The 25,430-nt window shown below is 37.9% G+C and carries 27 protein-coding genes and 3 pseudogenes; 20 read left to right on the top strand and 10 right to left on the bottom strand.

Going from position 1 to position 25,430, the window contains the following annotated elements; all coding sequences use genetic code 11:
* Window positions 1–77: 77 nt before the first annotated feature.
* Entirely contained in the window at window positions 78–206 is a 129-nt protein-coding gene (locus tag ACWPW6_RS06815) for a YagK/YfjJ domain-containing protein (RefSeq protein ID WP_196713492.1), read from the top strand.
* Between the two features lie 100 nt (window positions 207–306).
* Here the strand turns inward: ACWPW6_RS06815 and ACWPW6_RS06810 are convergent, their stop codons facing one another.
* Together ACWPW6_RS06810 and ACWPW6_RS06805 are read right to left on the bottom strand one after the other, a co-directional pair.
* Window positions 307–1,314 carry a hypothetical protein gene (locus tag ACWPW6_RS06810; protein ID WP_250000274.1) on the bottom strand — a complete coding sequence of 336 codons (1,008 nt, stop codon included), beginning with the start codon at window positions 1,312–1,314 and terminating at the stop codon, window positions 307–309.
* Window positions 1,315–1,429: 115 nt separating this feature from the next.
* Window positions 1,430–1,897 (bottom strand): hypothetical protein, encoded by a 468-nt coding sequence (locus tag ACWPW6_RS06805; protein ID WP_230085887.1) that lies wholly within the window; start codon window positions 1,895–1,897, stop codon window positions 1,430–1,432.
* A 323-nt stretch (window positions 1,898–2,220) separates the two neighbouring features.
* Between ACWPW6_RS06805 and ACWPW6_RS06800 the strand changes: the two genes are divergently transcribed.
* The 12 genes and pseudogenes from ACWPW6_RS06800 to ACWPW6_RS06745 form a co-directional block, all read left to right on the top strand.
* Window positions 2,221–2,991 (top strand): PDDEXK-like family protein, encoded by a 771-nt coding sequence (locus ACWPW6_RS06800; RefSeq protein WP_250000272.1) that lies wholly within the window; start codon window positions 2,221–2,223, stop codon window positions 2,989–2,991.
* A 15-nt stretch (window positions 2,992–3,006) separates the two neighbouring features.
* Window positions 3,007–3,657, top strand: coding sequence for a hypothetical protein (locus tag ACWPW6_RS06795; protein WP_154624278.1), 651 nt, complete (start codon window positions 3,007–3,009; stop codon window positions 3,655–3,657).
* A 165-nt stretch (window positions 3,658–3,822) separates the two neighbouring features.
* The gene (locus ACWPW6_RS06790; RefSeq protein WP_250000270.1) at window positions 3,823–4,203 is read left to right on the top strand and encodes a hypothetical protein; all 381 of its coding nucleotides are present in this window, start codon (window positions 3,823–3,825) and stop codon (window positions 4,201–4,203) included.
* Between the two features lie 280 nt (window positions 4,204–4,483).
* On the top strand, window positions 4,484–5,008 hold the full coding sequence (locus ACWPW6_RS06785) for a hypothetical protein (protein ID WP_250000268.1): 525 nt from the start codon (window positions 4,484–4,486) through the stop codon (window positions 5,006–5,008).
* Window positions 5,009–5,338: 330 nt separating this feature from the next.
* On the top strand, window positions 5,339–5,572 hold the full coding sequence (locus ACWPW6_RS06780) for a hypothetical protein (protein ID WP_250000267.1): 234 nt from the start codon (window positions 5,339–5,341) through the stop codon (window positions 5,570–5,572).
* Window positions 5,573–5,637: 65 nt separating this feature from the next.
* Window positions 5,638–6,087 (top strand): IrmA family protein, encoded by a 450-nt coding sequence (locus ACWPW6_RS06775; RefSeq protein ID WP_154623951.1) that lies wholly within the window; start codon window positions 5,638–5,640, stop codon window positions 6,085–6,087.
* Between the two features lie 212 nt (window positions 6,088–6,299).
* On the top strand, window positions 6,300–6,698 hold the full coding sequence (locus ACWPW6_RS06770) for a PAAR domain-containing protein (RefSeq protein ID WP_250000265.1): 399 nt from the start codon (window positions 6,300–6,302) through the stop codon (window positions 6,696–6,698).
* Window positions 6,699–6,704: 6 nt separating this feature from the next.
* Window positions 6,705–7,205, top strand: coding sequence for a DUF4123 domain-containing protein (locus ACWPW6_RS06765; protein WP_250000263.1), 501 nt, complete (start codon window positions 6,705–6,707; stop codon window positions 7,203–7,205).
* Window positions 7,195–7,533 carry a hypothetical protein gene (locus ACWPW6_RS06760; protein ID WP_154623953.1) on the top strand — a complete coding sequence of 113 codons (339 nt, stop codon included), beginning with the start codon at window positions 7,195–7,197 and terminating at the stop codon, window positions 7,531–7,533. Before ACWPW6_RS06765 ends, ACWPW6_RS06760 begins: the two co-directional genes overlap by 11 nt.
* Window position 7,534: 1 nt before the next feature.
* The gene (locus tag ACWPW6_RS06755; RefSeq protein ID WP_154623954.1) at window positions 7,535–8,299 is read left to right on the top strand and encodes a Tox-REase-5 domain-containing protein; all 765 of its coding nucleotides are present in this window, start codon (window positions 7,535–7,537) and stop codon (window positions 8,297–8,299) included.
* Between the two features lie 13 nt (window positions 8,300–8,312).
* Window positions 8,313–8,990, top strand: coding sequence for an Imm52 family immunity protein (locus ACWPW6_RS06750; RefSeq protein ID WP_250000261.1), 678 nt, complete (start codon window positions 8,313–8,315; stop codon window positions 8,988–8,990).
* A gap of 464 nt (window positions 8,991–9,454) precedes the next feature.
* Window positions 9,455–9,529 (top strand): annotated as a pseudogene (locus ACWPW6_RS06745) (hypothetical protein); the annotation flags it as partial.
* A 122-nt stretch (window positions 9,530–9,651) separates the two neighbouring features.
* Here the strand turns inward: ACWPW6_RS06745 and ACWPW6_RS06740 are convergent.
* The 4 genes and pseudogenes from ACWPW6_RS06740 to ACWPW6_RS06725 form a co-directional block, all read right to left on the bottom strand.
* On the bottom strand, window positions 9,652–10,119 hold the full coding sequence (locus ACWPW6_RS06740; RefSeq protein WP_250000259.1) for a GNAT family N-acetyltransferase: 468 nt from the start codon (window positions 10,117–10,119) through the stop codon (window positions 9,652–9,654).
* A 209-nt stretch (window positions 10,120–10,328) separates the two neighbouring features.
* Window positions 10,329–10,619, bottom strand: a pseudogene (locus ACWPW6_RS06735) (LysE family translocator); the annotation flags it as partial.
* A 124-nt stretch (window positions 10,620–10,743) separates the two neighbouring features.
* Window positions 10,744–11,406 (bottom strand): hypothetical protein, encoded by a 663-nt coding sequence (locus ACWPW6_RS06730; protein WP_250000257.1) that lies wholly within the window; start codon window positions 11,404–11,406, stop codon window positions 10,744–10,746.
* A gap of 487 nt (window positions 11,407–11,893) precedes the next feature.
* Window positions 11,894–12,139, bottom strand: a complete 246-nt coding sequence (locus ACWPW6_RS06725; RefSeq protein ID WP_250000256.1) for a hypothetical protein — start codon at window positions 12,137–12,139, stop codon at window positions 11,894–11,896.
* A 543-nt stretch (window positions 12,140–12,682) separates the two neighbouring features.
* On the opposite strand from ACWPW6_RS06725, the gene ACWPW6_RS06720 reads away from it, so the two are divergent.
* The 4 genes from ACWPW6_RS06720 to ACWPW6_RS06705 all read left to right on the top strand — a co-directional run bounded on the left by ACWPW6_RS06720 (window position 12,683) and on the right by ACWPW6_RS06705 (window position 17,257).
* Window positions 12,683–13,165, top strand: a complete 483-nt coding sequence (locus ACWPW6_RS06720; protein WP_247047965.1) for a glutathione peroxidase — start codon at window positions 12,683–12,685, stop codon at window positions 13,163–13,165.
* Between the two features lie 536 nt (window positions 13,166–13,701).
* A complete protein-coding gene (locus ACWPW6_RS06715) occupies window positions 13,702–13,941 on the top strand; it encodes a hypothetical protein (RefSeq protein WP_250000254.1) in 240 nt (79 codons plus the stop codon).
* 494 nt (window positions 13,942–14,435) lie between these two features.
* Window positions 14,436–16,190, top strand: coding sequence for a lipase family alpha/beta hydrolase (locus tag ACWPW6_RS06710; protein ID WP_196713344.1), 1,755 nt, complete (start codon window positions 14,436–14,438; stop codon window positions 16,188–16,190).
* The gene (locus tag ACWPW6_RS06705; RefSeq protein ID WP_247047880.1) at window positions 16,190–17,257 is read left to right on the top strand and encodes a T6SS immunity protein Tli4 family protein; all 1,068 of its coding nucleotides are present in this window, start codon (window positions 16,190–16,192) and stop codon (window positions 17,255–17,257) included. Before ACWPW6_RS06710 ends, ACWPW6_RS06705 begins: the two co-directional genes overlap by 1 nt.
* Before the next feature lie 356 nt (window positions 17,258–17,613).
* Here ACWPW6_RS06705 and ACWPW6_RS06700 read toward each other — a convergent pair.
* Window positions 17,614–17,713, bottom strand: a pseudogene (locus tag ACWPW6_RS06700) (transposase); the annotation flags it as partial.
* Window positions 17,714–18,045: 332 nt separating this feature from the next.
* On the opposite strand from ACWPW6_RS06700, the gene ACWPW6_RS06695 reads away from it, so the two are divergent.
* Window positions 18,046–18,522 (top strand): GNAT family N-acetyltransferase, encoded by a 477-nt coding sequence (locus ACWPW6_RS06695; protein WP_196713347.1) that lies wholly within the window; start codon window positions 18,046–18,048, stop codon window positions 18,520–18,522.
* A 59-nt stretch (window positions 18,523–18,581) separates the two neighbouring features.
* The gene (locus tag ACWPW6_RS06690; protein WP_154622935.1) at window positions 18,582–19,676 is read left to right on the top strand and encodes a fatty acid desaturase family protein; all 1,095 of its coding nucleotides are present in this window, start codon (window positions 18,582–18,584) and stop codon (window positions 19,674–19,676) included.
* A gap of 19 nt (window positions 19,677–19,695) precedes the next feature.
* On the opposite strand, the gene ACWPW6_RS06685 is transcribed toward ACWPW6_RS06690, so the two are convergent.
* Window positions 19,696–20,589, bottom strand: a complete 894-nt coding sequence (locus ACWPW6_RS06685; protein ID WP_250000252.1) for a hypothetical protein — start codon at window positions 20,587–20,589, stop codon at window positions 19,696–19,698.
* Window positions 20,590–20,988: 399 nt separating this feature from the next.
* Between ACWPW6_RS06685 and ACWPW6_RS06680 the strand changes: the two genes are divergently transcribed.
* Window positions 20,989–21,933 (top strand): ATP-grasp fold amidoligase family protein, encoded by a 945-nt coding sequence (locus tag ACWPW6_RS06680; protein ID WP_154623621.1) that lies wholly within the window; start codon window positions 20,989–20,991, stop codon window positions 21,931–21,933.
* Between the two features lie 60 nt (window positions 21,934–21,993).
* On the opposite strand, the gene ACWPW6_RS06675 is transcribed toward ACWPW6_RS06680, so the two are convergent.
* Window positions 21,994–23,136, bottom strand: a complete 1,143-nt coding sequence (locus ACWPW6_RS06675; RefSeq protein WP_163863516.1) for an MFS transporter — start codon at window positions 23,134–23,136, stop codon at window positions 21,994–21,996.
* A 652-nt stretch (window positions 23,137–23,788) separates the two neighbouring features.
* Window positions 23,789–25,381, bottom strand: coding sequence for a propionate catabolism operon regulatory protein PrpR (prpR, locus tag ACWPW6_RS06670; protein WP_154635749.1), 1,593 nt, complete (start codon window positions 25,379–25,381; stop codon window positions 23,789–23,791).
* Window positions 25,382–25,430 lie beyond the last annotated feature (49 nt).

Genomic DNA, 25,430 nt, shown 5'->3' with positions numbered 1-25,430 from the left:
TAATAGTGCATGTATAAGGTATAGAATGAGTAGAACAATCACAGTAAAGACTACTCAAGCGGTGGAGCTAATACTGAATAGCCACTGTCTCATTAGTCCACTACCCAGCTAACAGTAGGTATTGCTTAAATCAAAATTCATTAACGTTTGAACTAGACCGAACTGCATTAATGAATAGGCTAAGTTACTTAACGACAAAACGCTAAAAACACTACAATGCAATTCACGGAGTATTAGCTATAGCCAGAAATAATTATGAATAGGTTTGGTGGTGATTTAAATCGCCACTGGAACATGGTTATATATTTATGTCTGCTTAGCTAAATCTTTCAATGCAAACAGGCCTCGTTCTGCTACTGCGGCTGTTTTATCGGATGCCAGCAATTCTGCTAATTTAAATGCATCATCCCCAATATTTTCTAGCTGCTTGATTAGCATTTCTCCAGCAATACGGCGAACCATAGGAGAACGATCAATTACCGCCATTTTTAAATACTCAATAAAAGGAATTTTAGTCTCTATTCTTCTTTCTCTTAAAACAGGAGTTCGTTGCTGTATGCCATACCTTTTGTCTATCCATTTAAATTCACATCCTTCAGCCCAAACAAATTTGCTTTCTAATAAGCAACGATATGCTTTAGCTCGCAAGGCAGGCTGCACCGATAATTCAGCAATTTCAGTCAGAAATTTATCTAATACATCAACACGACCAGCCTGTGCAAATATGGTAGCAGCGGGTCCTGAAGTAGATAATATCAGTCGATTTTTAAGAGATTCTGCAACTTTATTCATTGCAATAATACTCAATAGAATTTGTTTTTCATCATCCCCTATCCTTCCCCACGAGTTCCAATAGGGAAGCATGATAAATAACACATCAACGATAATCTCTGGGTCTGTTTTTTCCGCAATTAATGGCAATGCATTACGTGCAGCAACTCTGACTTCAGGCACCCAGTCATTCAGTTTTCGAAACATCAAAGCAAGTAAAAAACTGTTTGGTGCACCACCCGTCAGCATCTTTAGTGCTCGCTCTCGCTTGAAGCCATCAGCATTACATAAATCCAGCCATCTGAGAGAGCCAATTAATTGGCTATTAACTTTAGTCAGTAGAGCGTTATTTTGCAGGAGAAATTCATCAATCTGCCAACGAATTAGACGTTCCCACTCATCAAGGTTTTTGAGTAATAACTTCGACGTTGCACTAATGAATGGCGAAATATCAGGTCTAATTCTGTGGTAAAAATGTTCAATATTTAATGATTTTTTTATAGATGCAATAACATCTTGTTTAAGGCTATCTTGTTGTAACATAATCCCTCTCGTTATCCGTAATTGATAATATTCACTTCCATGCAAGGTAAATACACGCTAAAACAATCTAGTCACTACGAATCAAAATTGCATTTAGTATAAAGGTAAATCAGAGTTAAAGATTCAAAGGAGAAAACTGGTAATCAACAATGTATGCGCCGATAGGGCCCGTTTTTGTTGTAACCCATACCATACCTGTGTTTTCTTTGGTTTTCGATTTTGGATTGCTAATACAAAGTAATTTCCATTGTTCAGTATAGGTTTCTTTTATCCATATACCGTGATCACATCGACTAAATCGGCTAGTACTAGGGCCCGGTGATGTGATTTCATATTCTGTTTGGTAGCGAATGGTTTTGTTTGTTAGTAAATACGTCAGTACATCAAACACAGGAACGATTAACATAAAACCAGCGAACCCAGACCATAGAAAATTTTTAAATGCGCTTTTTAACGGACGACGTAAAATGCTCCAAATTCCACCAATTACACTTACAATAGAAGCAAACGTAATAGAAATAGTCCATTGAGGAAACCATTCAAACATAACTGTTCTATGGCCTAATATTATTGACCAATACATGAATGCCATCCAAATGACAACAAGAACAACGCCACAGTAAACACAAATTATTTTGTTCTTGTTACCCTGACTGTATGATTTGAATTGATATTCCATAGGAATCTTAATTATTTCCCTAACTTAATGACAACCCAGCTGATTATAGTTACTTATATTCTTGTATAGCAATATCGTGTTGACTAGGGTACTTAGTTCAATTTGTTACCCATACTCCAGACCAGCTATCTATTTACTGGCATAATCGATTGTATAAGTAAGAAAAAGTATTAACCTTAGCGTTCATTACTCTGAAATACACAGGTCATCAACAGGAATTATTCCGAATGGATAACTTAACGGAACATCGCGATTCATCTCTGGCAAATTGGATTCCAGAATTTTTTAAGCAATGGCCTAGAAATATCGATTGGGCTAGAGAAAAAAACCGCCCCAAAATTGATATCAATACAGCAGAGCTAACTCAGTTTTTCAACCGACTTTCTGAACCATTGAGATTAGTACAACATCGTGCTTTATCTTTTGATCCATGGGAAGTAGCAGGCCTTGAACGTAAAGAAATTCGCAACACAGCCATCCTTGCTTGGCTTCTTGATCCTGAGGGAACCCATGCTTTCGGTAGATTGCCGCTGCAAACACTTCTACAGATGATACGATGTAACAGAAATGATATTCCAGAAGATTATCATCGCTATTGTCGAGTACAAGTTGAAACCAATCCTACAGGTGATAGTACTAATCGTGTTGATATAGAAATCGACGCAGATAATTTTCTCCTATTTATTGAAGTAAAAATTGATGCCAATGAACAGCCGGAACAAATAGCCCGATACTGTAGGGATGCGGAACAGCGTTCCATGTCACGCCCATGGGCTGTTGTCTTTTTAACGCCACAAGGGAAAGAGCCACAGACTCTAGGTTCAGAGTTCAAACCTGAAAATGTGCCATGTTTATCATGGCGCCAACTCGCCACAAATCTAGAAGACCCATTGCAATCGCACTATAACAAACTCGATTCTGCTGAAAAAAGCTCGCCGTCGCGTCAGATAGCCGCTCATGCCGTATTTTGTTTTCTTAATCGAATTCGTACATTTTAATTCAAAGGAATAAATATGAATAAGCTCAGTGAAACAGAACGCCAAGCAGGCGTACAACTTCTTTCACAACTGAAAATGTTTAACGAAGCAGTTGTTTATTTTGAACAACATATAGAACCTGCTTTCTGGAAAAGTTTTGATAAGTGTATCGACCGGTTTATCAAAAGCAATAATTTGGCGGGTGATGCTAATTATGAACACAAACGTTATTGTTGGCTCGCACCGAAAAATTGGGTCATTGAGAATAATAACTGGAAATACTGGTTTGAAACGAAGACAACAGTTGATGAAGAACTCGACTATACCTTAGCCGTTCTAGCAGCTCAGGGTATTGAACAAGGGAGTTTTGGTTTCGAATTTAAATTGAATGCCGCGCATTTTGGAGGAGCCAGAAAGCTGGCTAATTATAACAATTCGATTTCTGAAAAACATAATGAAGGCAAAGAAAAACTAATAAAAATAGGCTTAAGGGATCAGGGAAAGGGCAACTATTTTCTCCCCGTTATAATTGATTTAAAATTACTTTGTAATTGTTGGGGACTCAACGGTGAATTCCCAGTAGAAGATGAGGTGTTTTCCCCTCTAAGAGATGCCCTTGATACACTATTAGAAGCAACTGAAACACTGGATGCTATGTTCCGAGATGCTATTGAGACGAACGAATAAACTTAGATGATGATTATCATTTAATATAATTAGGCCTTTCGTTAGTAAGGGAGGCCACATCGGCTTAAATTTGCTACACTGAATATTTCTTGAGCTATTCAATTCAAAATGAATGACTGAATAAATCAATAACGCATTTATAACAATCTCACCGAGAGCTAAAAAGTGATTATTGGCAAATTAAATTGGTTAATAAATATAAAGAAAGACCTATATGAAAATAATGGCAGGGACTTATATGATATTATTTTTGAAACGTTAGAAAATAATAAAATGACGTATCCCACATTTTTAAGTACAGCTAGTGAAGGACATGGTTTTTCTCCTTCAGAAGGTAATGGTTACGCACTAGACCAAGATTGGGATATACCTGATGAATTTGATGAGGTTAGCTTTATGTTTGGAGACTACGAAAATTCGACTATTTCACCTCAGAAATTTGTTGGGTTAATGCAAGTCATAACGGATAATTATATAACTGAGCATCCAGAAAAAAAAGAAGCGGTAGAGCGCTCAATGATGAGACTTAAAGAACGCTATACATAAGCTAAACCAGCCGGATAACCAACTATCCGATTTGGTAAATGAGCGGAAAGAGAATATTCGTAAAATTCATTTATTTCATTTGATTACCGACAAAGATGAGTCATGAGCTAGGCAAGAAACTCACTGTATAACGTGTTCTTTAGCTATTTATCTTTTATGTTACATCCTTACCCTTAAAGTCAGTCATCAAAAAACGAAAAACATAATAACCATCGCTAATCGCAAGCATAGCACCTTAACTGCAAGACAAAACTTATCTCAATTCTACAGGAGAAAATAAATGACAAGTACAGCTCTAATTGAATACCTACATTCTGTTTATCCAGAATTGCCGATCAATGCTAGCTATATGCGAGGATATTCAGTTGATGAAATTAAAAAAATTGAACGGTTATATGATATTGAAGTAAAAGGACAATTATATGATTTCCTAGCAACTATTGGGCGTTGTAGCGGAGGTTTATTCGGTGATGACCCTCTTATTTTCTATAGAAATGGGCAAACAGTTAGGGGGACTGTATTATATCAAGATGCTCTACGATATGAGCTTCCCTCAGCTCAGAGATATGATTTGATGAAACAAAAACCATTTTTTATCTCTGTAGAAAGCTATACACAGTATTTTTTTGTTCTAACAACATCCGATAACCCTAATGTTGTTTATCAATATGATGAAAATGAAGAAACGATAGAGGCGACTCATTGGGAGCTTAAAAACTATTTAAGGCATATTGTTAATGTGTACACTCGAAATTACGATGTGAAAGCATCTTTCGATCAATATGGAGAACTTATTATTGTTTAATAAGTAATAGGACCCAGTCCACACAGAGCTTTCCTGACCTAACTAACATCCTCTCAGCCAGCCGAATGATCGCAAGTCCGGCTTGGCGAGTGAGGAAAAATAACTGCTCGTAATAAAACATAATTTATTCTATTGATTACAGATAATAAAAAATTCTAGGCTTTGTCGTTACAGTCCCTTTTTATAAATCAGCATTATTTCAAAAAATCTCAGATATATATTATCTCTTTGAATAACTATAATTTCTTTTATTTCAAGGAGTAATATACCTCAGTACTCTCACTTTAAACCTCTCCTATCAGCACTATCTCATTCATTCCAAACCTCTTTTTGCACCCAATTAGATTACTGGATACAGGTACTTATAGCCCTAATTCCTATGTCCAAAAAGGATACATAAATAACGGGCAATATTCGTCAGTTGATATTGGTGTCAACGGTACTACCGTCAAACGCTATCCGATAGGTTATTGGAACCAGCAAAAAGAATTATCAGGTAAAAAACGCCCACGTTGGAAAGAAAAAGACCGTACTAAAGGCGGATTGCAAACCAACCAGCAATAAATCTAGATGCTCGCTACCATCGCTTGTGGTAGCGAGCATGATAAAAGATAACTAAAGGTAACGTAATGAATAAGATAAAGAGCATTTTTGCGATGAGTTTATTGGCAGTCAGTACATTTAGCTTGGCTGAAGAACAACAGCGTTATGCGAGCATCACACATACCAGCTCAAATTTCATTAACCAAGGCTACTGTGGTTACTCATTTACCCTCGATAATGGCGGTAGCCATATGGTTTTAGACCACGCTGAATTTGGCGCCCTTGAGATAACCTTAAGAATGAAAGATGGGCAAGGAAAAGTATTAGGGGATACGGTACTGGAAGTGGAACCTTTTGGCGATTCTAGCGCAACTCGTGCCGCCTTTGCCGGACTGGAAATACCCTGTGAGGATGTCGCTGAGTTTGAATTGGTTAAAGCGGTGGAGGATCAGAATGGACGTAAGGTTGAATTGCCGCTATCCATCTTTCAGGCCAATAATCCAGAGTTGGCTAAGGTTTCGATAGCAGGAAATTAATAATCATTTTTTAGCTTTCTATCAAAGTAACGTATGGCAGAATGAATGATCTGCCATTTTTATTTACCATATACCTACCATTATTCTCCCCCTAATTATTTATGATAATCAAGAAATAAAAACCAATTAATTTTACTAGACTTTATTTTTGCATTGTAAATTCCACTTAAGTATAAAATAATACTGAGATGAATTTTATCGTAGGGACAATTATGGCAATAGGATATTTTTTGCGGGTTGGTGATAGAACAACCTGCGGAGGACAAATATTAACGGGAGACAATACCATGCAGTGGTATGGTGTTGCTGGTGCTCGTGAAGGCGATATGGTCAGTTGTGGCAAACATTCAGGAGCATACAGAATTCTCGGAGGTGTAAATAGTGTGTGGCTTGAAGATAGAAAACACGCAGGAATACTTGAAAGCTTTAGCTCTTGCCCTTGTCATGCACGATTTATTAACTCAATTCAGGATTGCTATAGCGATGAAAGTGGGGCTGCCTCTCCAGAAACAGCTTCAACTATCTTCCCTGCTATAACGAATAAAATTTGCATTAGTTGCTTAATGAAAGCAGCTGAGTCTGGGCAAATGCTTGTCGTTCGAGAAGGATAATGATAAATGCATAATCAGCATCCTATTTTTAACTATTTTGAACACTATCCTGATGCAAAGCATTATTGTTTAATCTGTGGCCTGCAATATGAACGTTACTTTGACGAAGAACTTCAAGATAAATTTGGGTCAGCAAGTCCTTTATTTAGACAGGGATCAGATACTGAAATAGCATGGGCTGGCCCTTGGCTGATTGACGTGACAAAACGATATGATTTACTTGCAGATTTAATGCAATTGGAAAACGAATCGCCAGCGCTGTCATGGATAGTCAGTGATTCATCGATTAATAAATTAGCTATTTACTTCTCTGAACGACTTAATGTCAGTTTACCCAATGGCAAAACAGCCTTATTTCGGTTTTATGATCCTCGTGTGACGCACAATATGCCTCAAGTTCTCACATCCGAACAATACCATGAAATAACCACGCCACTCATTGCGTGGTATTACCGTTTTGAAGGACGATTTTATGCATTACAAGGAGGCGGTTTAAATGCAGTTTAGCGAAGAACAATTAAAGAAAATCCAAAATATTGAACAGAGTGATTATGTGACTCAAGTGAGTGCTGATTTTTATCAACATCATTTGAATAAACTCCAGAACCTCGAAACATTGAATAAACGTTTAGAATCCGCATTTCAATATATTCTCTCCCTCGGTTTCACTCAAGAACCGTTAATTCGATCATTTTTATTTTACGAAGCTTGCTGCCCTGACTTTCATTTAAAGCCAGAAATTAGAAATATGCTTGAGGAAAAAAATCGCGTGCCAGAGCAGCAGTATCAAGATTTTTTACGGATAGCCATGAAATTGATTGAATGGAGAACTTAGCATGCCATTTCCTTTAGTGATTCTTGCCGCGGCTGGACTAGCGACATTAGGTGGGTTAGCAGCAGTAACACAAGAAGCCTCAAAAATCGGTTTTCCTTCTTCGTCAGGTAGTGGAGATGATGAATGGGGAGATAACACAAGTTACGGTGATAAAATTCGTGAGTATGAAAGTATAGCCATTGGTGGAATTGATGACGAAGATGTAAATGGTCGTCGAAATCGTGGACAAGGTTCGGCTACAGGAGCTGTTGCTGGCTCATCGATTGGTGTTGCTGCAATTGAAGCGAGTAAAGGATGTAAGGATTGCCCTGCTATTCCGTACATTATTCCTCATGAAAGTAATATAACGAATACACGCTCACCAAGTGCTTATGAGTATCAGGCTAGAATATGTAACACACAAATAAGAACCGTTGATACCCCAGCAGGTCAGATTAAATATATTGATGAATGGGAATGCACAATTCCTGTACCAACAAGAACAAAAAATAATGTTATTTTTGATGGTTGGGTACCCAGTGAATGTAACTTTATTGAAACGAAAGATAATTATGATTTTTTCTTTAATAGTAAAGGTAAACCAAATAAATTTATGGGAGAAGATAAAAAAATACTTAAGCAAGCAACTGATCAAAATTGGTTATGTTCCAACCAGTTTAAAAGCAGATCATTTATTGATTGGCATTTTTCACATAAAAAGATGTTTGAATTTTGTGAAGTACTATTAGAACCACTATCACAGGTACGGACACATTACACACCATAGTTTTGAGGTAGCCATGGACTTATTAATTAAGTTAGATATCGAGCTAAATGAAGAAATATCAACTCCATCTTTAATTGATATTTTTAGTCATATGATTTTAACATGTGAATCAATTACTAATGAAAAAGAGGACTCATGGTATTTAACAGGCGATACTCTTGAAGATGCATTAAAAAAGAAAGCCTTTAATCAAAACACACCAACCAATTTATTAAAGGATATTCCTTACTTTGATTGTATGGAATCAATATGGGCTAATGAAAACAAGGCATTGAATATAAAGTATACCAGTTCTGGATTAATCTATAATCTTGAGTTTACTATTGATGATATTAACTACATCAAAAAAAATGCTGTAATAGAGGCCATAAATTATTATTTTAGTGCCTATAAAATCGTTTGTATGCGGATTGATACTAATGGATATAGGTATAATAAAAAAAATGTTTTCCCTGACAGACTCCCCGTTGGCTGGATGCTTTATCTCAATAAAAAAATAACCCAACAACAATTACCTATGGCGGCTGAACTTATTGATATTGAAAATGAAAAAAATAACGGTACTTTGATCATCAGTACCGACCATGTGTTTGATGGTTCAGATAAAGACGACATCAGAAAAGCCAATGAAATAGAGATTCAATTAACTGCATTAGGGTTATTGCCTTTAGTCAAGGAAATTTATAGCTAATACAGTAAAGAGAAATAGAGTAGTTCTATAAACACTGAATCTACAAAATTCTCATTAATCTCTTACTATATGTTAAGATGGCAAGCGAAATTTTGAGCCTGCCATCAAAAAAAACAGTAAAATAAACCTTAGGCCCAACAATGGGCCCAAACTAAAAGTTGAATTGTATTTTATTAATTTAAAATCAACACTATACAAGCTCGATTCAGACTCCGCCAGCCCAAATTATCTTCTAAGGACGTCCAAAGAAGACTGAAAAGCCCGCTAACTCAATGAGTTGCGGGCTTTTTTATGTCCTGCGCTGTCTGATGTCACCTAATTAAATCCAATCATCTTAGGCACCTTGATAGGCACCTCGCAAACCTTTATCGTTTTTGAGATGCCTAAAAACAATAAAACATCAAAATTGGCAAGACAAACCAACCCCTTATCAGTTAAAGAGATCAATGCTTGTTTATGTAGCTCAGCGACTCACCATATCTCTCCCTGCGAAAGCCGCTGACGTCCGTTGGGATGAAATCAACTTTGAAACCAAAGAATGAAAGATACCTGCTGCTAGAATGAAGATGAAACGAAAACACACTGTTCCGCTATCTGCCAGAAGCGGAAGTGGCTAACGCATATATGTACCTACGCCAACGTGGGATTATATAGGCGTAGTTCAGCCCGATTTTTTTGCATTGGTATAAATATCAGGCCTAGTGATGGCCCATGCATAATTTTCGCGATTTACTGGCTCGTAGCCAAACTTTTCATAAAGCCAAGGAGCTGTAGTTGTGAACAACATGACCCTGCGAAGCTGCTCAAAAACAGGATGGTTATGTATGCATTCCATTATCCATCTTCCAAGCCCCTCTCCCTGATATTCTTCGAGAATATAAACATCACAGAGGTAAGCGAACGTAGCATAATCTGTTATCAAACGAGCGAAACCTATCTGAGTTTCATTATAATAAACACCAAAGTTCAGGCTGTTTTCAATTGATGCACAGACAGTAGTCAGGTCAATACCTTTAGCCCAGGTAGATCTGGTCAGATAGCGATGGACATTTTGAACATCCAATTTTTCCCTATCTGTACTTACAAGATAGTCATGCTTACGCCATTCAAGTTTCTCAAAAACACTCATATTTCCCCCTGACTGTAAGGATGAGAGTCTAACTTATCATTAGAAATATCATTAAATCGTTAGAATTGCTTCGGGATAACTAGTTACTACCTAGATATCAATGATGCATTGCCTCCACTCTATGCTCACCGCAAATCTTTGCAACAATTAATCGCTAATTCACTTCATGCCAAGAATGGACATAATTAGTTATATCAGCATGAATCAGGTTACCGAGTACTGAGGACAAGATTAGCTGCAAAATATAAAAACAAGCCTCCAGTTGCTCTGTCCATGGCTTTAACAACAGCATTTTTCTTCAGTATAGTCGATGCAAAGTGAGTGGATAGAATGAGTGTAACTGACCAAATTGTCCCGATGACCACATGGATGCTGACAAGAATAAAAGTCCATATCAAAGGGGAATGCCCGATTGGTATAAACTGGGGTAAAAAAGAGACATAGAAAATTCCCATTTTTGGATTAAGCAAATTTCCTAATATCCCTTTGGCAAACCAATTTCCATATAAGGATGAGTTATCATCAGTGTGACAGAAAGACGATCAGGGTCGCATTAATAGTAAACATATCATCGCCATAATGCTTAGCACTGTAGCTACATTTGTCTAAATTTTATTGGCCACTTTAAAATAACTTAGGTTTCTTGCATTCATATATCTTTTTTTCTTCTGTTGGGAAAGTTATCACAATTCCACTTTCGCGTATGTAAGAAGCCTTTAAATTATCTACGTATTTTTTATCCTTCAACAGTGTGCGCTGTTTGCTTTCGCAAAACGTTATGAGGTCATTTTTATTACACATATCATTGAGGCATGGGCCCTCTACAATCTTATCCCCCCCTCCTTCAGCCAAGCCACTTTTTATCCTAGAAGAAAACGGTTTATCTCTGTCTTTAATCAGCTGAACTACTGCTGCCTGCGAACCCGTATAATTGATTGGTACAGTAAGAAATCTCATCCCGTTTTCATCGGTGATCTTACTCTGAACATGCAGCGTTTCAAAAATAACGTCATTTGTATCAAGCTTAGAGCATAAGGTTTCGGCAATATCATAATCTTCATTAATAAAACCCTTCGCGTATTCATCAGCTTGTTTTAATAGTTTATTTCTGGCTTGACGCGACAACTCTTTCCCTTTTGCATCTTGGTAAATAGGATTGTCATAGTTCGTGTAATTTTTATTCCAACTTTCTATACCAAAAATACACAGCTCGTTCCCCTCTGTAGAGCACCCAGAAGCTGTAATCGCTACGACCGCTAGGAACGCAACATGCTTGAATTTACACACTTTACCCCCTTAAAAAGATTTATCACTTCAATCAAAAAGCAAAGACATTGTTGTTAATTGTATATTTGATGGCAAATATAACCTAAATTTAGGATATTTGTTATTAATAAAAATCAAAGAAAAAGAACTTAATCTGCACGCTAGTTCCTACAAGCAGATTTTCATGCTGGCCGCATTGGTGGACACTGCAATCATCGCCCATAAGTGATTGCACACTCTCTTCTGTCGCGCTGCTGAGCAGAGCTGGATACGACCACCTGCCTTTACGAATTGACGAATCGCTGTAGGTGAAGTTTCCAGCAGTTGTTCAAGTATGCAGGGGTCATTAACACACGGTCAAACTGACCGAGTTGTTTTATAGGGCAATTAGGGGAATCTTCCTAGAAGGGAGCCAACAGAGCAAGAGCACATGGCTGCAACACTATTTATCTCAACGCTGTCACGGTCCCCCCTTCTGGCGAGTCACTCAGAAGTATGCCAAAGCCGATTAGGGTATCGCCCTTACGTGGGTCACATTCATCCATAGTCGCTTTTTGGCGGTGACCGGTTGCTGGGTAGAATTGATGTATTTTTGATCGGGTAAGGTGCCACTGGTGGTGATGGCTTTTACGCGCTCCATCGACCAGAATTCAAATTCGTAACCCTCGATTTTTGCTTCTACTGTGTCCAAGATGCGGAAAATGCTATCAAGCTCCTTTCTTACCAAATCAGCATAATAGTCAGGATTAGACATTGTAATTGTGAATGGTCCTGCGCCATTTTGCTTGACACTGTTTACACTGGAACAAGCTCTGTGCAAGTTGGGAACACAATCTGGTAATCCATTCAATCACCAGTGTAATGCGATTAGCTTCCCACGCTCTTTTAACTGAGGAGTGAGGCTAGGTATTCGATAAGCCACGCCGTATTCAGATCGTCACAGACTACCTCTGAAATCTGAATATGCACGTTATTATTGGGGAAGCCTTTACAGCTTAACGCGTCACCGTCGTGCTAATTTCCGTATCTCGCTCATACCAGTCTACTGATAACAAAATGGTCCGCTTTGCACTAAAACACACGCAGAGCGAACATCATCATATTTCAATTAACGGAAAGCAGCTTAAGTCTCGCCTGTTTGTTGTTTTTTTCTTTCGAATTTGCAAAGATAATCTGCACACGATTTCAGCTCTCCCCTGTCATCAGGACTCGATTCGCTTTCCACGCCCTATGACCCGACAGCAACGTACTACGTGGCAATGTCAATATTGACGGTTTTTGCTTTGAGGATGCTACTATGACCACCTTTTATCAATTGACAGCAACAAGCCTTAGCGGTCAGCTCATCTCTATGGCTGACTACGCGGGTAAAGTGGTTCTAGTCGTGAATACAGCCAGTCATTGTGGCTTTACGCCACAATACGGTGGTCTTGAAGCACTCTACCATAAATATGCTGCCCAAGGCTTTGTAGTGCTGGGTTTTCCATGCAATCAGTTCGGAAAGCAGGAACCCGGCGGTGCTGATGAAATCGCGCAGACCTGCTACATTAACTACGGTGTGAGCTTTCCAATGTTCGAGAAAGTAGATGTTAACGGAATCGCTGCACACTCGGTGTTTCGCTATCTGAAAGGCGAGCTACCTGGCATTATGGGTGGACGGATCAAGTGGAATTTCACTAAGTTCTTGATCGGACGTAATGGTGAACCGATCAAGCGCTTTGCACCGACCACTCCCCCAGAAAAAATGGAACCCGCAATCCTTGCCGCACTTGGAATTTAATTGTTCGGAAATTCGAACCATTTAATTGTCGAGTGTTTTTGAAATATGGATTATCGATGAAAGGATTGCGCTAATCCCTTGCTCTAATAGAACATTACACCAAAATTAAGATAATAGCTGGAAGTTTAATATCCTGAATATTAAACTTCCAGTTTATTAAAATGAACTCTGCTGGACGAAAGTCTCTATTCAGTTAAAAACCTCTCTTGCCGAACTGCGAGAAAGGTATGAAGGAAATCCACCCTATAACCAATTTTCTACTAGTTATATATCGTGGAGAGGATAGCTCCCTCGCTACGCTCGGGTATATCGTTGGATCTTTCTTTTATCTTCGGCCTTTTAGCTATAGCGTCGCTGTTTTTCCCTTATCATTTTGTTCACTTTGCTTACGTCTACTAGTTATTAAGGGTTAAACACTCTCTAATCGACTTTTAGCCTCTATAATGTCTTTTATGTAACCGTTGTTGGTCATTCATTTTGAATTAAGCGGGAAGTGTTACAGATATTTTTATATATGATAGTAAAAATAGAATGTAATGCTCCCTTCGAAAACTATTTATCAGGGGCTAAAAATAAATAGGTCAGGCACAGATGACGTTTATAGAACATTAGAAGCATATATATATGATAATTACATTACTTTCATTCTCGCAACAAATATCTTAGATTTATCAGCTACAAAATATGCAGATGAAAAAACATATATTGAAATATCTGGTTTTAGTGAAATAGAAAAAATACTCGGCCAACTAAACCTGCGTCTATGCGATATTTGATATCTCGATTAAATGAATGGTTTGAGCATTACATCCTTACTGAAAAAGAGTTTGTATTCCAAATGGTTTTATTTTAGATGAACAAAACACACAAAAAGAAGGTGTTTATTTTTTATACAGAAATAATAATTTTCGTATAGTACTAAACATGGATTATCACGAAGCGCCTCAGAATGAAGTATTATTAAGTAAATCTTTTGAAATAAAAAACCGATGATGCTAAACAATTTATAGAGGCTTTAAAAGGAGCGTTAAATCCTAATGACATACCAGCTCAAGAGTGGTTAATGGCTAAGTTTATAATAAAGAAAAATCAGATTTTCATTACTATTATTTTCTTTTAAAGGTAAATCCTCGTGCTAAATCCTTTTTAAGGATAACTTTATTTAACATAAAGGTGTTATGAGGATCAAAAAATTCGTCCTACTATCCTACTGTGATTCTTTTTAATTTAGGTTATGCTTTATACATAACCTAAATTTTAAGGATGTCTTATGACTCAGGATGAACAAAACGAAAATATCCAACATAGTTTTTGTGAGTTCGATGAGAAGAAACGTGTTAAGTGGACGTGTACAACAGAACATCAATCACAGAATGCCAAAGCGAACCTTTATGTCCCTGCAACCAAAGTGGTCCCTGTTATTTTCTTACCTGGAATTATGGGGTCTAACTTAAAACATAAAGATACGGGTGACTCTGTTTGGCGAGTACGGAGCAATTGGGGACTAATGGCATGGGATGCTCTAGGGTGGGCTTTTACATCAGGGAAACGTCGTCGTGAGCTATTAAACCCTAATGCGGTTGTGACAGATTTTGGTCAAAAAGTGGAGAATGATGATAACGAATCAACCTATTTTGCTAATTCGCGTCAAAAACGAGGTTGGGGAAGCGCATTGAGTTTTTCTTACTTTAAACCCTTAGAGCAATTACAGAAAGAATTACTGATATGGGAGGATTATTATAACCAAGCAAGAAAAGATGGTATCGCCTCTAAGGAGGCGGCAACTGAATATTTTAAAGGCCATGGTAAAGGTTCTAAATCTATTTTTCAGCATATTTTAGGCAAAAAGTTGTCAGACGACGATGATAATCCGCTTTCGCTTGATGAAGCTGGTAAATACCGCAGAGTGTTACTCCCATTACATGTTTTTGGCTACAACTGGCTGCAAGACAATGCACAATCTGCACAAGAGCTTGCAAAGTATATTGATGACGTATTGATGATGTACAACACCAATGAAAATGGGGGCATTGGGCATGGCCTCGCCTTTGAAAAAGGACATGAAAAAGTCATTCTAGTCACACATTCCATGGGGGGATTGGTTTCACGTTATGCCTCTGAGTTATTAGAGACCCCCTACAAAGATAAAATCCTTGGGGTTGTGCATGGTGTAATGCCGGATTTAGGCTCACCGACAGCCTACAAAATGATGAAAATTGGGGAACATGCATTTCCGATGTCACTTGTTTTGGGGGCTAGTGCAACACGGTTGATGTCTGTCTTGGCTCAATCCCCCGCGCCAATGCAACTTTTGCCTTCCCCAAAATATAACCATGGAAAACCGTGGCTACGGATTGAAAAAGGCAGTCCGGATGGCGTGACCAATTTATTGTTGCCTCAAAATGGAGACCCATTCAAGGAAATTTATCTTCAAGATGAAGTTTGGTGGCGAATGTATGAGTCTGATATTTTGGATAAGGATAAACAAACTATTGGTGATAACTATATAAAATATAGATTATTAATGAATCAGTGGGTTTTACCTTTTATACGAAAAATGGACGGTAAATATCATGCCAATACTTTCCAATTTTACGGAGCATATGACGATAAAGAAGACACTAAACTCGCTAAAGATGACCGCCGTTCTGACGAAACATTGACGTGGAAATTACAAGAACGCAATTCGTGGTTATGGGTGTCCGATGATAGTCGAGTCACTGAAATATATGGCGATAAGCGCGAATACACACTACTTAAATCCAATAATCAATGGCAACGGACGGGTAGTAGTAAAGAAGAAGGAGGGGATGGTGATGGTACTGTTCCTAAACTTTCGATAAATCTTAATGCTAGCAGCCAATTTAAAGAAATTTTAAAAACCAATGTTGGACATCAAGATGCTTATCAATTTGATGCATGGAAAGGGGATGGTAGCTATGGGGAAGGAAAATTATCGCCTGCGATAAAATTTACCTTACGATCCTTATGTCGAATATTGCAAACGGATGAGGTGAAACCCTAATGAAAAAGAGATTAATTGTTTTTTTCGGTTTGATCTTTTTAGTGGGGTTAGCTGCATGCTCAGTGTCTAATAAAACCTATTCACGCTCACTTAATGAAAAGGATTCTGCTGTGATTAATACTCTGTTTGATGATGCACCCACCTATTGCTTAGGTCGTTATAACTTTAATTATCCAAAAGCGTTAACGGAAACACTATCTTCGGTCATCATTGTGGATGACATGACGATTGAAAGCCAATTTATTTATCCTCCCGCATTTAAGCAACGTATTGAATTACGTGAAGATGAGTTAAAGAAACAACGTGTGAGTGATGAATCAGATGGGCCATTTTTAAAAGATATTGTGAGATTAGATAAAGGAATAATTGTTGATGTTAATGAAAGCTTTAGTACTCCTGACGCATATAGAGTACTAGAAGGACATGTTTATATTGATAATGTCGCTTTTATTATAAAGACTAAAATTACTGATTTAACGAATGATAAATACAAGGATGAACAAGAAATTTATATTAAATATAATAAGCAAATAACAGATAAACCTCAAAAACTAGCAGCGATGCAGTCGCTGATTTCTCGCTTACAGGGTCGTCCAAAGAATGAAATCCCGACAGAAAAAGGAATATGTATTCCTTATGGGTTTATTCACGATGATGGACGTGAACACAAATATAAATTATCCATGCTATTTAAAAATAGTCAGTTTTCTTGGGCGATTGTCATGGACAACATGTTGGGAAGTGAAGAGGAAAGTTTGCTTGAGCGTTCATCAGAAATTAAACCGATTATGCGACAGCTAGGCGCATCAACATTGAAAAAAGGCACCGTGCAATATAATCATATTGCTGGTGAAGAGTGGTTAATTTCCGGTGAAGAAGACGGGGATAAAAAATACCGTTTTCAATATAATGCCAATGAAAAGAGTGTCACTTACCTACAACCTTTAGTGCTTATTCTACTGCACAACTCAGGCATACTGACCGTAAAAGATTATACCGACAAACAGATGGTGGAAATCTGGGATCGGGTCTTGCAATCCTTTAAAATGCACCCAAACGCTTACTAAAGCGTATAGCGCAATAATATGATTATTATTGCGCTGATTTAATACAAACGTACTTATGGCGTTCAAGAAATTTGCCCTGTTATCCTACTGTTTTTTTTTATTTAGGTTATCAAGTATAACCTAAATAAAAGGATGTCTTGCTTGTATGGCATCGAGCGTTTCATGGTCTTTGTTTCCCCAATCTAATAGCTGACGATACAATGTGGCTTGTGACAACGATATCAGCTTGCAAGGTTTAATAACTGATAAACTCGTCGCCTTTAATGATTGAGCGTAGGGCTGCTCTACTCGGCCATCACTAACCTTTTTTGCGAAAAGCGCCTTCATGGCATGATTTTCAAAGCTGACTGCCGCAAAGAGCTTTTTAAGTTTCCTCTTTTCCTCTTCAAGCTCTTTTAATCGTTTAACATCATTAGCTTCCATGCCACCATACTTTGATTTCCAATTATAATCAGTTTTGATATCACAGTGAGTCATCATACCCAGCTCGATGGCATAATAATGAGTAGTACGGCAGAAGCTGAATGACATCAATGTTGGTTTAATTCACCTAAAAAATCGTTACAAAAACATTATGAGAAGCCTAGAAGAGAAGTCGAAACGGATGTGCAACGTAGATATAAAAACATTTCCTCAGAGAGCTATTTAGGTCAATACCTTAAAACTCTAACTCGGACTCCATCGGCAATAAAAACGAAATAGGCATTTTTCAAAAATACGAGTCATTTATTTTCTTTTAAATCCATTTGGGTAGACTATTGCCATCAAAAATAATGGAGCACCACACAATGCCTCTACAAGCTGATTTTATACCACTAACAAAAGAAATGATTGAGGAATGCGCTAGACTCTATTGCAAGACCTATAGCTCAGCACCTTGGTTTGAACATTGGCCATCGCATCAGCCCATTATCGAATTTATTACCCATCATTTAGGTAATAATTACTTTATGGGCTTTGTTATTCAAATAGATAAACGCATTGTGGGTGCCTGCCTTGGCTTTAAAAAACCGTGGAATCAGGGAGTAGAATATTATATTGATGAACTCTTTATTCATCCTGATTTTCAAGGAAAAGGTCTTGGAAGTGCTTTTATGCAACACATTGAACAACAATGCGTTCAGCATAATCTTAATGCTATTATCCTAAATACAGAAAAAGGCTTTCCTGCCGAGAATTATTATCAACGCAATGGCTTTACGATACACAATAATTTGATTATCTTATCCAAACACACCACTGACAGTCATGATAGTGTCGAATAATGTCATCATTATTTTACTACCACCTAACCTGTTATTTAACTTTTTAGCTATGTGAGATTATGGATACACCATTGAGTGAATTGCACTTTAAAAATAATGATGAGCAACGTTTTCATCTTGCATTAAAACAGGCTAGTAATGAATATCTAAAATGTAAAAATGACCATGTTTACGCTAGCTCAATGGATATCTGCTTAGTTCTCGGTATGTTTGCGATTGCCATTATCTGTTATATTCCCACGCTATTGACGTATTCAACGTTTGTCTATGTTATTGCCTATATCTGTTTTGTGTTGTTAATCATGTTATTAAATGTCCTTGGACAACATGATGCCTGCCATAATACGCTGTTTAAAACACCATGGCTCAATCGTATTTTTGGTCGTCTAGTTACCTTACCTCTGGGACTTGAACCTGAATTTTGGCGTGCGAGACATGTCTATTTTCATCATCGCTATGCCAATATTGAGCATTATGATTTAGATACGGAAGAAAATGGTATTTTTCGACAAACGCCTTTTCAAAAATGGCGCCCAGTCATGAAATACCAATACCTGTATTGGCCACTCATTGCTTCATTCTCTCTAACTTGGATTGCATTCGTTTTTGATTGGTCTGATCGGACAGGGAAAACCCCGCTAAAATCACGTGGAATTTTAACAGGCTGGTCAGGTTGGCTATTATTTTTTACTAGCAAACTTGCTCATCTATTATTAATGCTAGGATTACCCTTATTCATTGCCCATCATAATGGTATTAGTGTGATGACCATTTTGCTCACCTATCTAGTAAGCCAGATGATTGCTTCTTTATTTGTTGTCTATTTGCTGTTAGGCACACATTGGGCAGAAACTGCCTTTTTTGAGGCACCTGATAATCAGCAGATGCCTCACGGCTGGTATCAACATAATTTTATTACTGCGTGTGATTGGCTCCCCTCCCCTAAATACTTATGGCGTTTAACTGGGGGATTAAATTACCACCTCACTCATCATCTCTTTCCTGGTTGGCATCATCGGCATTACCCTGCACTTGCAGCAATTATCGAAAAACTTGCAAAACAACATAATATGCCGTATCGCTGTATTAGCTATCGACAATTGCTGAGCGCTCAAATTCGTTTTCTACGCCAGATGGGGAAAGAGCCACAATAATAAAACGGTCTAAAATAGGTTAACCTGCATACTGAGTGATGCCAGTATAACCTTTACCTTGGTATATTTTATCGACATCCCCTGTCGCTAATGCCACTTTATAAACGCCACCAAGCAGATCTGCAACATACATTAATTGTGCTTCTTTATCATGTGTTAAACCTATTGCTTCATTAAAGCCTCGACAAATAACGCGATAATGAGTTAGCCCATTGCTGGTAATGTCAGCACGGTTTAAACTATTACCCCTTGGTTCACCGCCTCTGTCGGTCCAATAAAGGACATTCGCTTGTTGATCAAGTAATAGATCAATAGGCTCAGGAAGATCACCGAGCAATAATTCAATATCTTTTCTCGACGATGGCTGATAATGGCTAGCGGGATGTAAAGGCGCCCTAAATAAACGACCAACCCCACCCTTTGCCGTTCCCTTTTGGGTCCAGTAAAGCCAGTTATTCGGAGCATCAACGGCAATTCCCACACATTGGTCAAGTATATCGACTTTGTTTAGGCTATTTCGAGGTCGCTCAATATGAACGTGTAAATCTGTTCCGTCAATGTTACATGAGCTAACTTTTCCGCCTTCTCGGTCACACCAATATAAACGCTGAGTTTGTTGATCGAGTTGGAGTTGTTTTGGCGTTCGTACAAGCCCATTTCCTACCAACATTTTTCTTTCTGTGGCATCAAAACTCATGACATTTATAGAACCATCATCGGCGTCATAGTCATCCCCCATATTGCTCCAATAAATTAACCTTTTTATAGGGTCAACAGCGATACCATCCGGTGTACCGCCAAGGCCTTCAATTAGTGTATCAATTTGGGCTGTTGATTTGTGAAGCTGAATAATTGCGGGATTGATAACATCCAATAGTAATAAATAAGGTTGAGAGAGCTCGCTAGGTTTCACATTAATACCTCATCATGTATTTAATTAACGTCATACTACAAATATAGTTAGCCAATTGATAATTAGCTAACTAATGATTAGAAATATAATGTGCTTTTAGGTACCTAGCGAAGATCGTATGTTGCGAGAATGTATTCTTAACGTTAATTTATTGACTATAAAATATAATGACTACTTTTGATATCAGTCTAGGCCAAAATAAGATTAACTAGCCCAATTCGTTATTACTTATTTTATTTAGCTTAAGTGTTTCTTAAGAAACTGTTCATCACTAGGTTAATTAAGATAACAATGCCTCTATATTTAATATCTATTTATGTTTGTAGAAATATAATTACCAAACAATTTCAGATTGTAACAATTTATTATAAATAACATTAAGAATGGTTGGCGACTCATATGAAAAAAGTCGAATATTCACTCAAAAAACTGCGCACATTAGTGATCAGCGATAGGCTCTATCTATCTAATAAATTTAGAAAAAAACTTAACTATACGCCTAATTTCAATAATCCTAAAAGCTTTAATGAAAAAGTAAACTATAGGATGTTATATGATAGGAATCCGTTATATACACAACTGGCAGACAAGCTAGCGGTGAGAGAATATGTCTCTCGAAAAATTGGTGAGCAATATTTAGTCCCCATTTTGGCCACTTATGATGACGTTAATGCAATCGATATTGATAAGTTACCAGAGCGTTTTGTATTAAAGTGTAATCATGATAGTGGTAGTAGTATTATTTGTGTGGATAAAAAGCGTTTTGATCTCCAAAAAGCAAAAGATAAGCTTTCATTCCATCTTATAAAAAATTTGTACTACATTACTCGTGAACGGCATTATAAAGATATTCAAGCTCAAATAATTTGTGAATCATATATCGACCTATTTACAAACAAAAATAGGAAGCTTGTACCTGAAACTTGTCGTATTCACTGCTTTGCAGGGAAACCGACCTTTGTTGAAATCGACTATACCGATGAATTTGGAAATGAGTTCATCAATATTTATGATACCGAATGGCAACTACAACCTTTCACGTTTGGTTATCCAAACATGTTAGAACCTGTTGCTGAACCAGCGTTGTTTCAAGATATGTTAAGGCTAGCTCAGCGACTTGTCAGCCCGTTTGATTATTGCCGCGCCGATTTTTTAATGTCTGAAGAGACATTATATTTTAGTGAACTGACTTTTGCGCCCAATGCTGGACGTACAGAAATTCAGCCGTTGTCATGGGATTTTAGATTGGGAGAGATGTGGCAACAAAAAATTATTGGTGCGACTGGTAACATAGAGGCTGAGGGAGCATTAGCCACAGGTACTTTTAGTCATAAGAAAAAATAACTGATTTAGTTAAAAAAACCGTGTTCACTCAATGAGTAACACGGTTTTTTTATATCATCGCTAATTCGCTAATACCCCAGCTTTACGGCGTACACTTGCAATCAACATATAAATGGTTGTGACGGTTAAAACAATAAAGAAGAAGTTCACTAATCCATTATGTTGTTCTAAGAAAGTACCTGCTACTAGCGGCCCGACAGCAGAGCCTACGCTATAGCTAAATAACATGACTTGAGTTGCAGCAACAATGTAAGAAGAATCCAAGTTATCGCAAGCTAGCGTAATCGCAATGGGGTACAAGGCGAATGAAGACATGCCTAACAACGCCAATGCCACTATCATTACCAGATAATCACTAGAGACATAAATGATCCCCATCGCGAATACCCCTAATAATGAGACCATCGCTAACAGAAGCGTTTTACTCATGATCACAGAAAGCTTGCTCACGACGGGCTGAATTAACATGCCACCTAAAATAATCGATGCCATTAATACGCCCACTTGTTGGGTAGTAAATGGACCATTTTTGAGTGATAACGGCATTAATCCATAAATTGTGCCCATCAAAATACCTGACGTCATGCAACCGATAATGGCAGGCTTGCTCAGACGAGTTATTTTTTTCAATGACAGTTTTTGATGGGAGTCGCAAGCAGGTTGCCCTTGACGAAATAACAAGGGAGGTAAAACCGCCAGCAATAATAACCCTAGAACCACCATAAAAGGATAGGCACCATGAGTACCAATCACCCCGATGGCTAATTGCCCTAATGTGGTTCCGCCATACAGGGACGTCATATAAAAACTCAGTCGTTTAGCTCTTTCTTTAGGGCTATCACCGATAAGCAACCATGATTCGACAACCACGAAAATCCCTGCAACAGCAATCCCTGCAACCACACGGTTTGGTAGCCAAGCCGCAATGCTTGGAGTCCAAGGTAAGATAACTACCGTTGCCGCAAGCAGTAATAAAAAGGCAATAAATGAAAGACGATGGCCAATTTTAGCAATAATAGGCTCAATCATCATTGAACCTATTAATAATCCAATATAATAGGCACTCGCTAACCACCCCGCATAACTGGTATCAATATTGAATCCACCCATTGATAATGGGATTAAACTCATCAGATAGCCCGATGCGATGGCAAAAATAGTCAAGCCAGCGACAGGAACGAAAGTACTGTCTTGTTTGCGCATTAATGTAGAGGCCTGTTTCACGACCTACTCTCCCACTGACAAAATAAATAATAACTCGTCATATTTCAAATTGCAGCATGCCTGACTTTGCGATTAGGACTAGAGGCATAATGGAGTATGCGCCTAGTAACACATTCACGGGTCACTTAGCTGTATTTAAAAATTTTTAGAGTATCTGCGCTGCATTCATCGGGGGGCCACGCGGCAATATTGAGTACCTAAAAAGCACTCAGTCCGGCGACTACTGCAGGTGTTAAAATAAAATGATAAGACTAATTTGGCGGCAATATAGAACTTTACTCAGTTAAATTAAAATGAGAAAAACTAATGCTCACTAGCAAAAATATTTATGTGAGAAAAATCACGTTTTTTTGCGACTTGATTTTTACGCCTATCAGGTTAGATAATAAATAAATAGCATTAAAAACAATAGGTTGAAAAAACCTCATTCCATTGTAACCTATGCCGCATTGTTGGTTAATTTTAAACCGCATCACGTTAATTTATTTAGTGGAACAACCATTAAAAAATATTTTCTTACAATATTGTGCTGCACTATTTACTTGATAAAGTCACTTACTAGTATGAATCATCTATTTTATTCATTTTTTGAATTGAAAATCTTATTTATCTTTAATTAATTTCATTTTAATTAAAGAGAGCTATTTTCTTGTTTTAATCGACGCCACAATGTTGTGCGACTAATCCCTAAATAGCGTGCTACGGCTTGCCTATCCCCATTAAAATAATCCATGACTTCAGATAGCGTCTCTCCTATCGGTTGATTTTCGACTAAATCATTCCTCTCGGTTTTACGCTCAGGTGATAAATTCATAAGCATTTTTTGGGTAATGCCTTTATCGGGGTAAGCACTGCAATATAATGCAACCCGTTCCATCAAATTACGTAATTCTCGAACATTGCCAGGCCATAAATATTGGCTAAAAAACTCACGACAACTAAATAGCTGTTGTACTCTAAAAGCAGGCAATGACTGCTGTAACCCAGCAAAAGCCAGTTTGAGCAATCTTTCTGCTAACATGTAAATGTCCTCTCCTCGTTCGTGTAGCGAAGGTACCTTCATACGCAATACGCCCAAACGATAAAATAGATCGGCTCTAAAACGGCCCTCTTTTACCCAGTTATCAAGGTCACAATGTGTTGCACAAATGACGCGGACATTCACCTGCAAGGGACGATAGCCACCAATTCTGACGACGGTCATCTCTTCCAAAACCCTGAGTAATCGCGTCTGTAAGGCCAATGGCATCTCACCGATTTCATCTAAAAATAGCGTTCCTCCATTTGCCATTTCAAACAATCCTGCACGTCCACCACGTCGTGATCCAGTAAATGCCCCCTCTTCATAACCAAACAGTTCCGCTTCTAATAAATTTTCAGGAATGGCGCCACAATTGACTGCGACAAATGGGATCGGAGATTTATTCCTTTTATGTTGATTAAATAGTCGATATTCATGATGAATAGCCTGAGCGACCATCTCTTTACCTGTTCCGCTTTCTCCTTGGATCAATACGGTCGCTTCTGACTTCGCATATAGCATAATATCTTGGCGAACGCGCTCCATTAGCGGTGAAGCACCAATTAAGTCGTTAATCGTGTGCCGTACTTTGGTTGTATTTTCAGATTGATAACCTGTTGGTATGGTTTTTTGGTCATAGGAGATACGACTTAATTCTATTGCATCATAAAATGCTTGGCGTATCGTTTCGGTTGAATAGATAAAGATCCCCGTCATTTCTAATTCTTGAGCGAGATCCATAATTAACCCAGCGCCAACAACGACATTAATTCCCATCGCTTTCAACGCTTTTAATTGTGCACGCGCATCTTCTGCGGTGATATAGCTACGTTGTTCAATGCGCAAACCAAAATTTCGCTGAAATTCATCCAGTGATGGAATGATTTTTTGATAATTAATAATGCCAACTTTATGGCTAATTTCACGAGCCTTAGCTAAGGCTTGCATCACATCGAAACCACTCACTTTAACAATAATGACTGGCACCGATACATGGCTTTTTAAGTAAGCACCATTTGAACCCGCACTGATTATTGCATCACAATGACCTGTTTTTAATCGTTCACGCACCTCTTCAGCGGCCTGCTCAAACCCCATATTCAGCGGTGTAATATCCGCCTGTGCACTGAATTCAGGGCTAATATCACGAAAAAGTGTGAATAATCGCGAAACAGAAACTGTCCAAATAATCGGTTTTTGCATACTGTTAGCCCTAAAAGTCTTATGATGTTTCGATAACGTTTCATTTAAC

This window comes from Providencia sp. Marseille-Q8014 (genome assembly GCF_965112055.1).
The sequence above is the reverse complement of the archived record's forward strand: the minus strand, read 5'-3'. Positions and strand labels throughout refer to the sequence as shown.

Bases quoted from the DNA above. Each gene is read 5' to 3' on its own strand.
- ACWPW6_RS06810 (WP_250000274.1), bottom strand. From the start codon at position 1,314: ATGTTACAACAAGATAGCCTTAAACAAGATGTTATTGCATCTATAAAA.
- ACWPW6_RS06805 (WP_230085887.1), bottom strand. From the start codon at position 1,897: ATGTATTGGTCAATAATATTAGGCCATAGAACAGTTATGTTTGAATGG.
- ACWPW6_RS06800 (WP_250000272.1), top strand. From the start codon at position 2,221: ATGGATAACTTAACGGAACATCGCGATTCATCTCTGGCAAATTGGATT.
- ACWPW6_RS06795 (WP_154624278.1), top strand. From the start codon at position 3,007: ATGAATAAGCTCAGTGAAACAGAACGCCAAGCAGGCGTACAACTTCTT.
- ACWPW6_RS06785 (WP_250000268.1), top strand. From the start codon at position 4,484: ATGACAAGTACAGCTCTAATTGAATACCTACATTCTGTTTATCCAGAA.
- ACWPW6_RS06775 (WP_154623951.1), top strand. From the start codon at position 5,638: ATGAATAAGATAAAGAGCATTTTTGCGATGAGTTTATTGGCAGTCAGT.
- ACWPW6_RS06770 (WP_250000265.1), top strand. From the start codon at position 6,300: ATGGCAATAGGATATTTTTTGCGGGTTGGTGATAGAACAACCTGCGGA.
- ACWPW6_RS06765 (WP_250000263.1), top strand. From the start codon at position 6,705: ATGCATAATCAGCATCCTATTTTTAACTATTTTGAACACTATCCTGAT.
- ACWPW6_RS06760 (WP_154623953.1), top strand. From the start codon at position 7,195: ATGCAGTTTAGCGAAGAACAATTAAAGAAAATCCAAAATATTGAACAG.
- ACWPW6_RS06755 (WP_154623954.1), top strand. From the start codon at position 7,535: ATGCCATTTCCTTTAGTGATTCTTGCCGCGGCTGGACTAGCGACATTA.
- ACWPW6_RS06750 (WP_250000261.1), top strand. From the start codon at position 8,313: ATGGACTTATTAATTAAGTTAGATATCGAGCTAAATGAAGAAATATCA.
- ACWPW6_RS06740 (WP_250000259.1), bottom strand. From the start codon at position 10,119: ATGAGTGTTTTTGAGAAACTTGAATGGCGTAAGCATGACTATCTTGTA.
- ACWPW6_RS06725 (WP_250000256.1), bottom strand. From the start codon at position 12,139: ATGTCTAATCCTGACTATTATGCTGATTTGGTAAGAAAGGAGCTTGAT.
- ACWPW6_RS06720 (WP_247047965.1), top strand. From the start codon at position 12,683: ATGACCACCTTTTATCAATTGACAGCAACAAGCCTTAGCGGTCAGCTC.
- ACWPW6_RS06715 (WP_250000254.1), top strand. From the start codon at position 13,702: ATGCTCCCTTCGAAAACTATTTATCAGGGGCTAAAAATAAATAGGTCA.
- ACWPW6_RS06710 (WP_196713344.1), top strand. From the start codon at position 14,436: ATGACTCAGGATGAACAAAACGAAAATATCCAACATAGTTTTTGTGAG.
- ACWPW6_RS06705 (WP_247047880.1), top strand. From the start codon at position 16,190: ATGAAAAAGAGATTAATTGTTTTTTTCGGTTTGATCTTTTTAGTGGGG.
- ACWPW6_RS06695 (WP_196713347.1), top strand. From the start codon at position 18,046: ATGCCTCTACAAGCTGATTTTATACCACTAACAAAAGAAATGATTGAG.
- ACWPW6_RS06690 (WP_154622935.1), top strand. From the start codon at position 18,582: ATGGATACACCATTGAGTGAATTGCACTTTAAAAATAATGATGAGCAA.
- ACWPW6_RS06680 (WP_154623621.1), top strand. From the start codon at position 20,989: ATGAAAAAAGTCGAATATTCACTCAAAAAACTGCGCACATTAGTGATC.
- ACWPW6_RS06675 (WP_163863516.1), bottom strand. From the start codon at position 23,136: ATGCGCAAACAAGACAGTACTTTCGTTCCTGTCGCTGGCTTGACTATT.
- prpR (WP_154635749.1), bottom strand. From the start codon at position 25,381: ATGCAAAAACCGATTATTTGGACAGTTTCTGTTTCGCGATTATTCACA.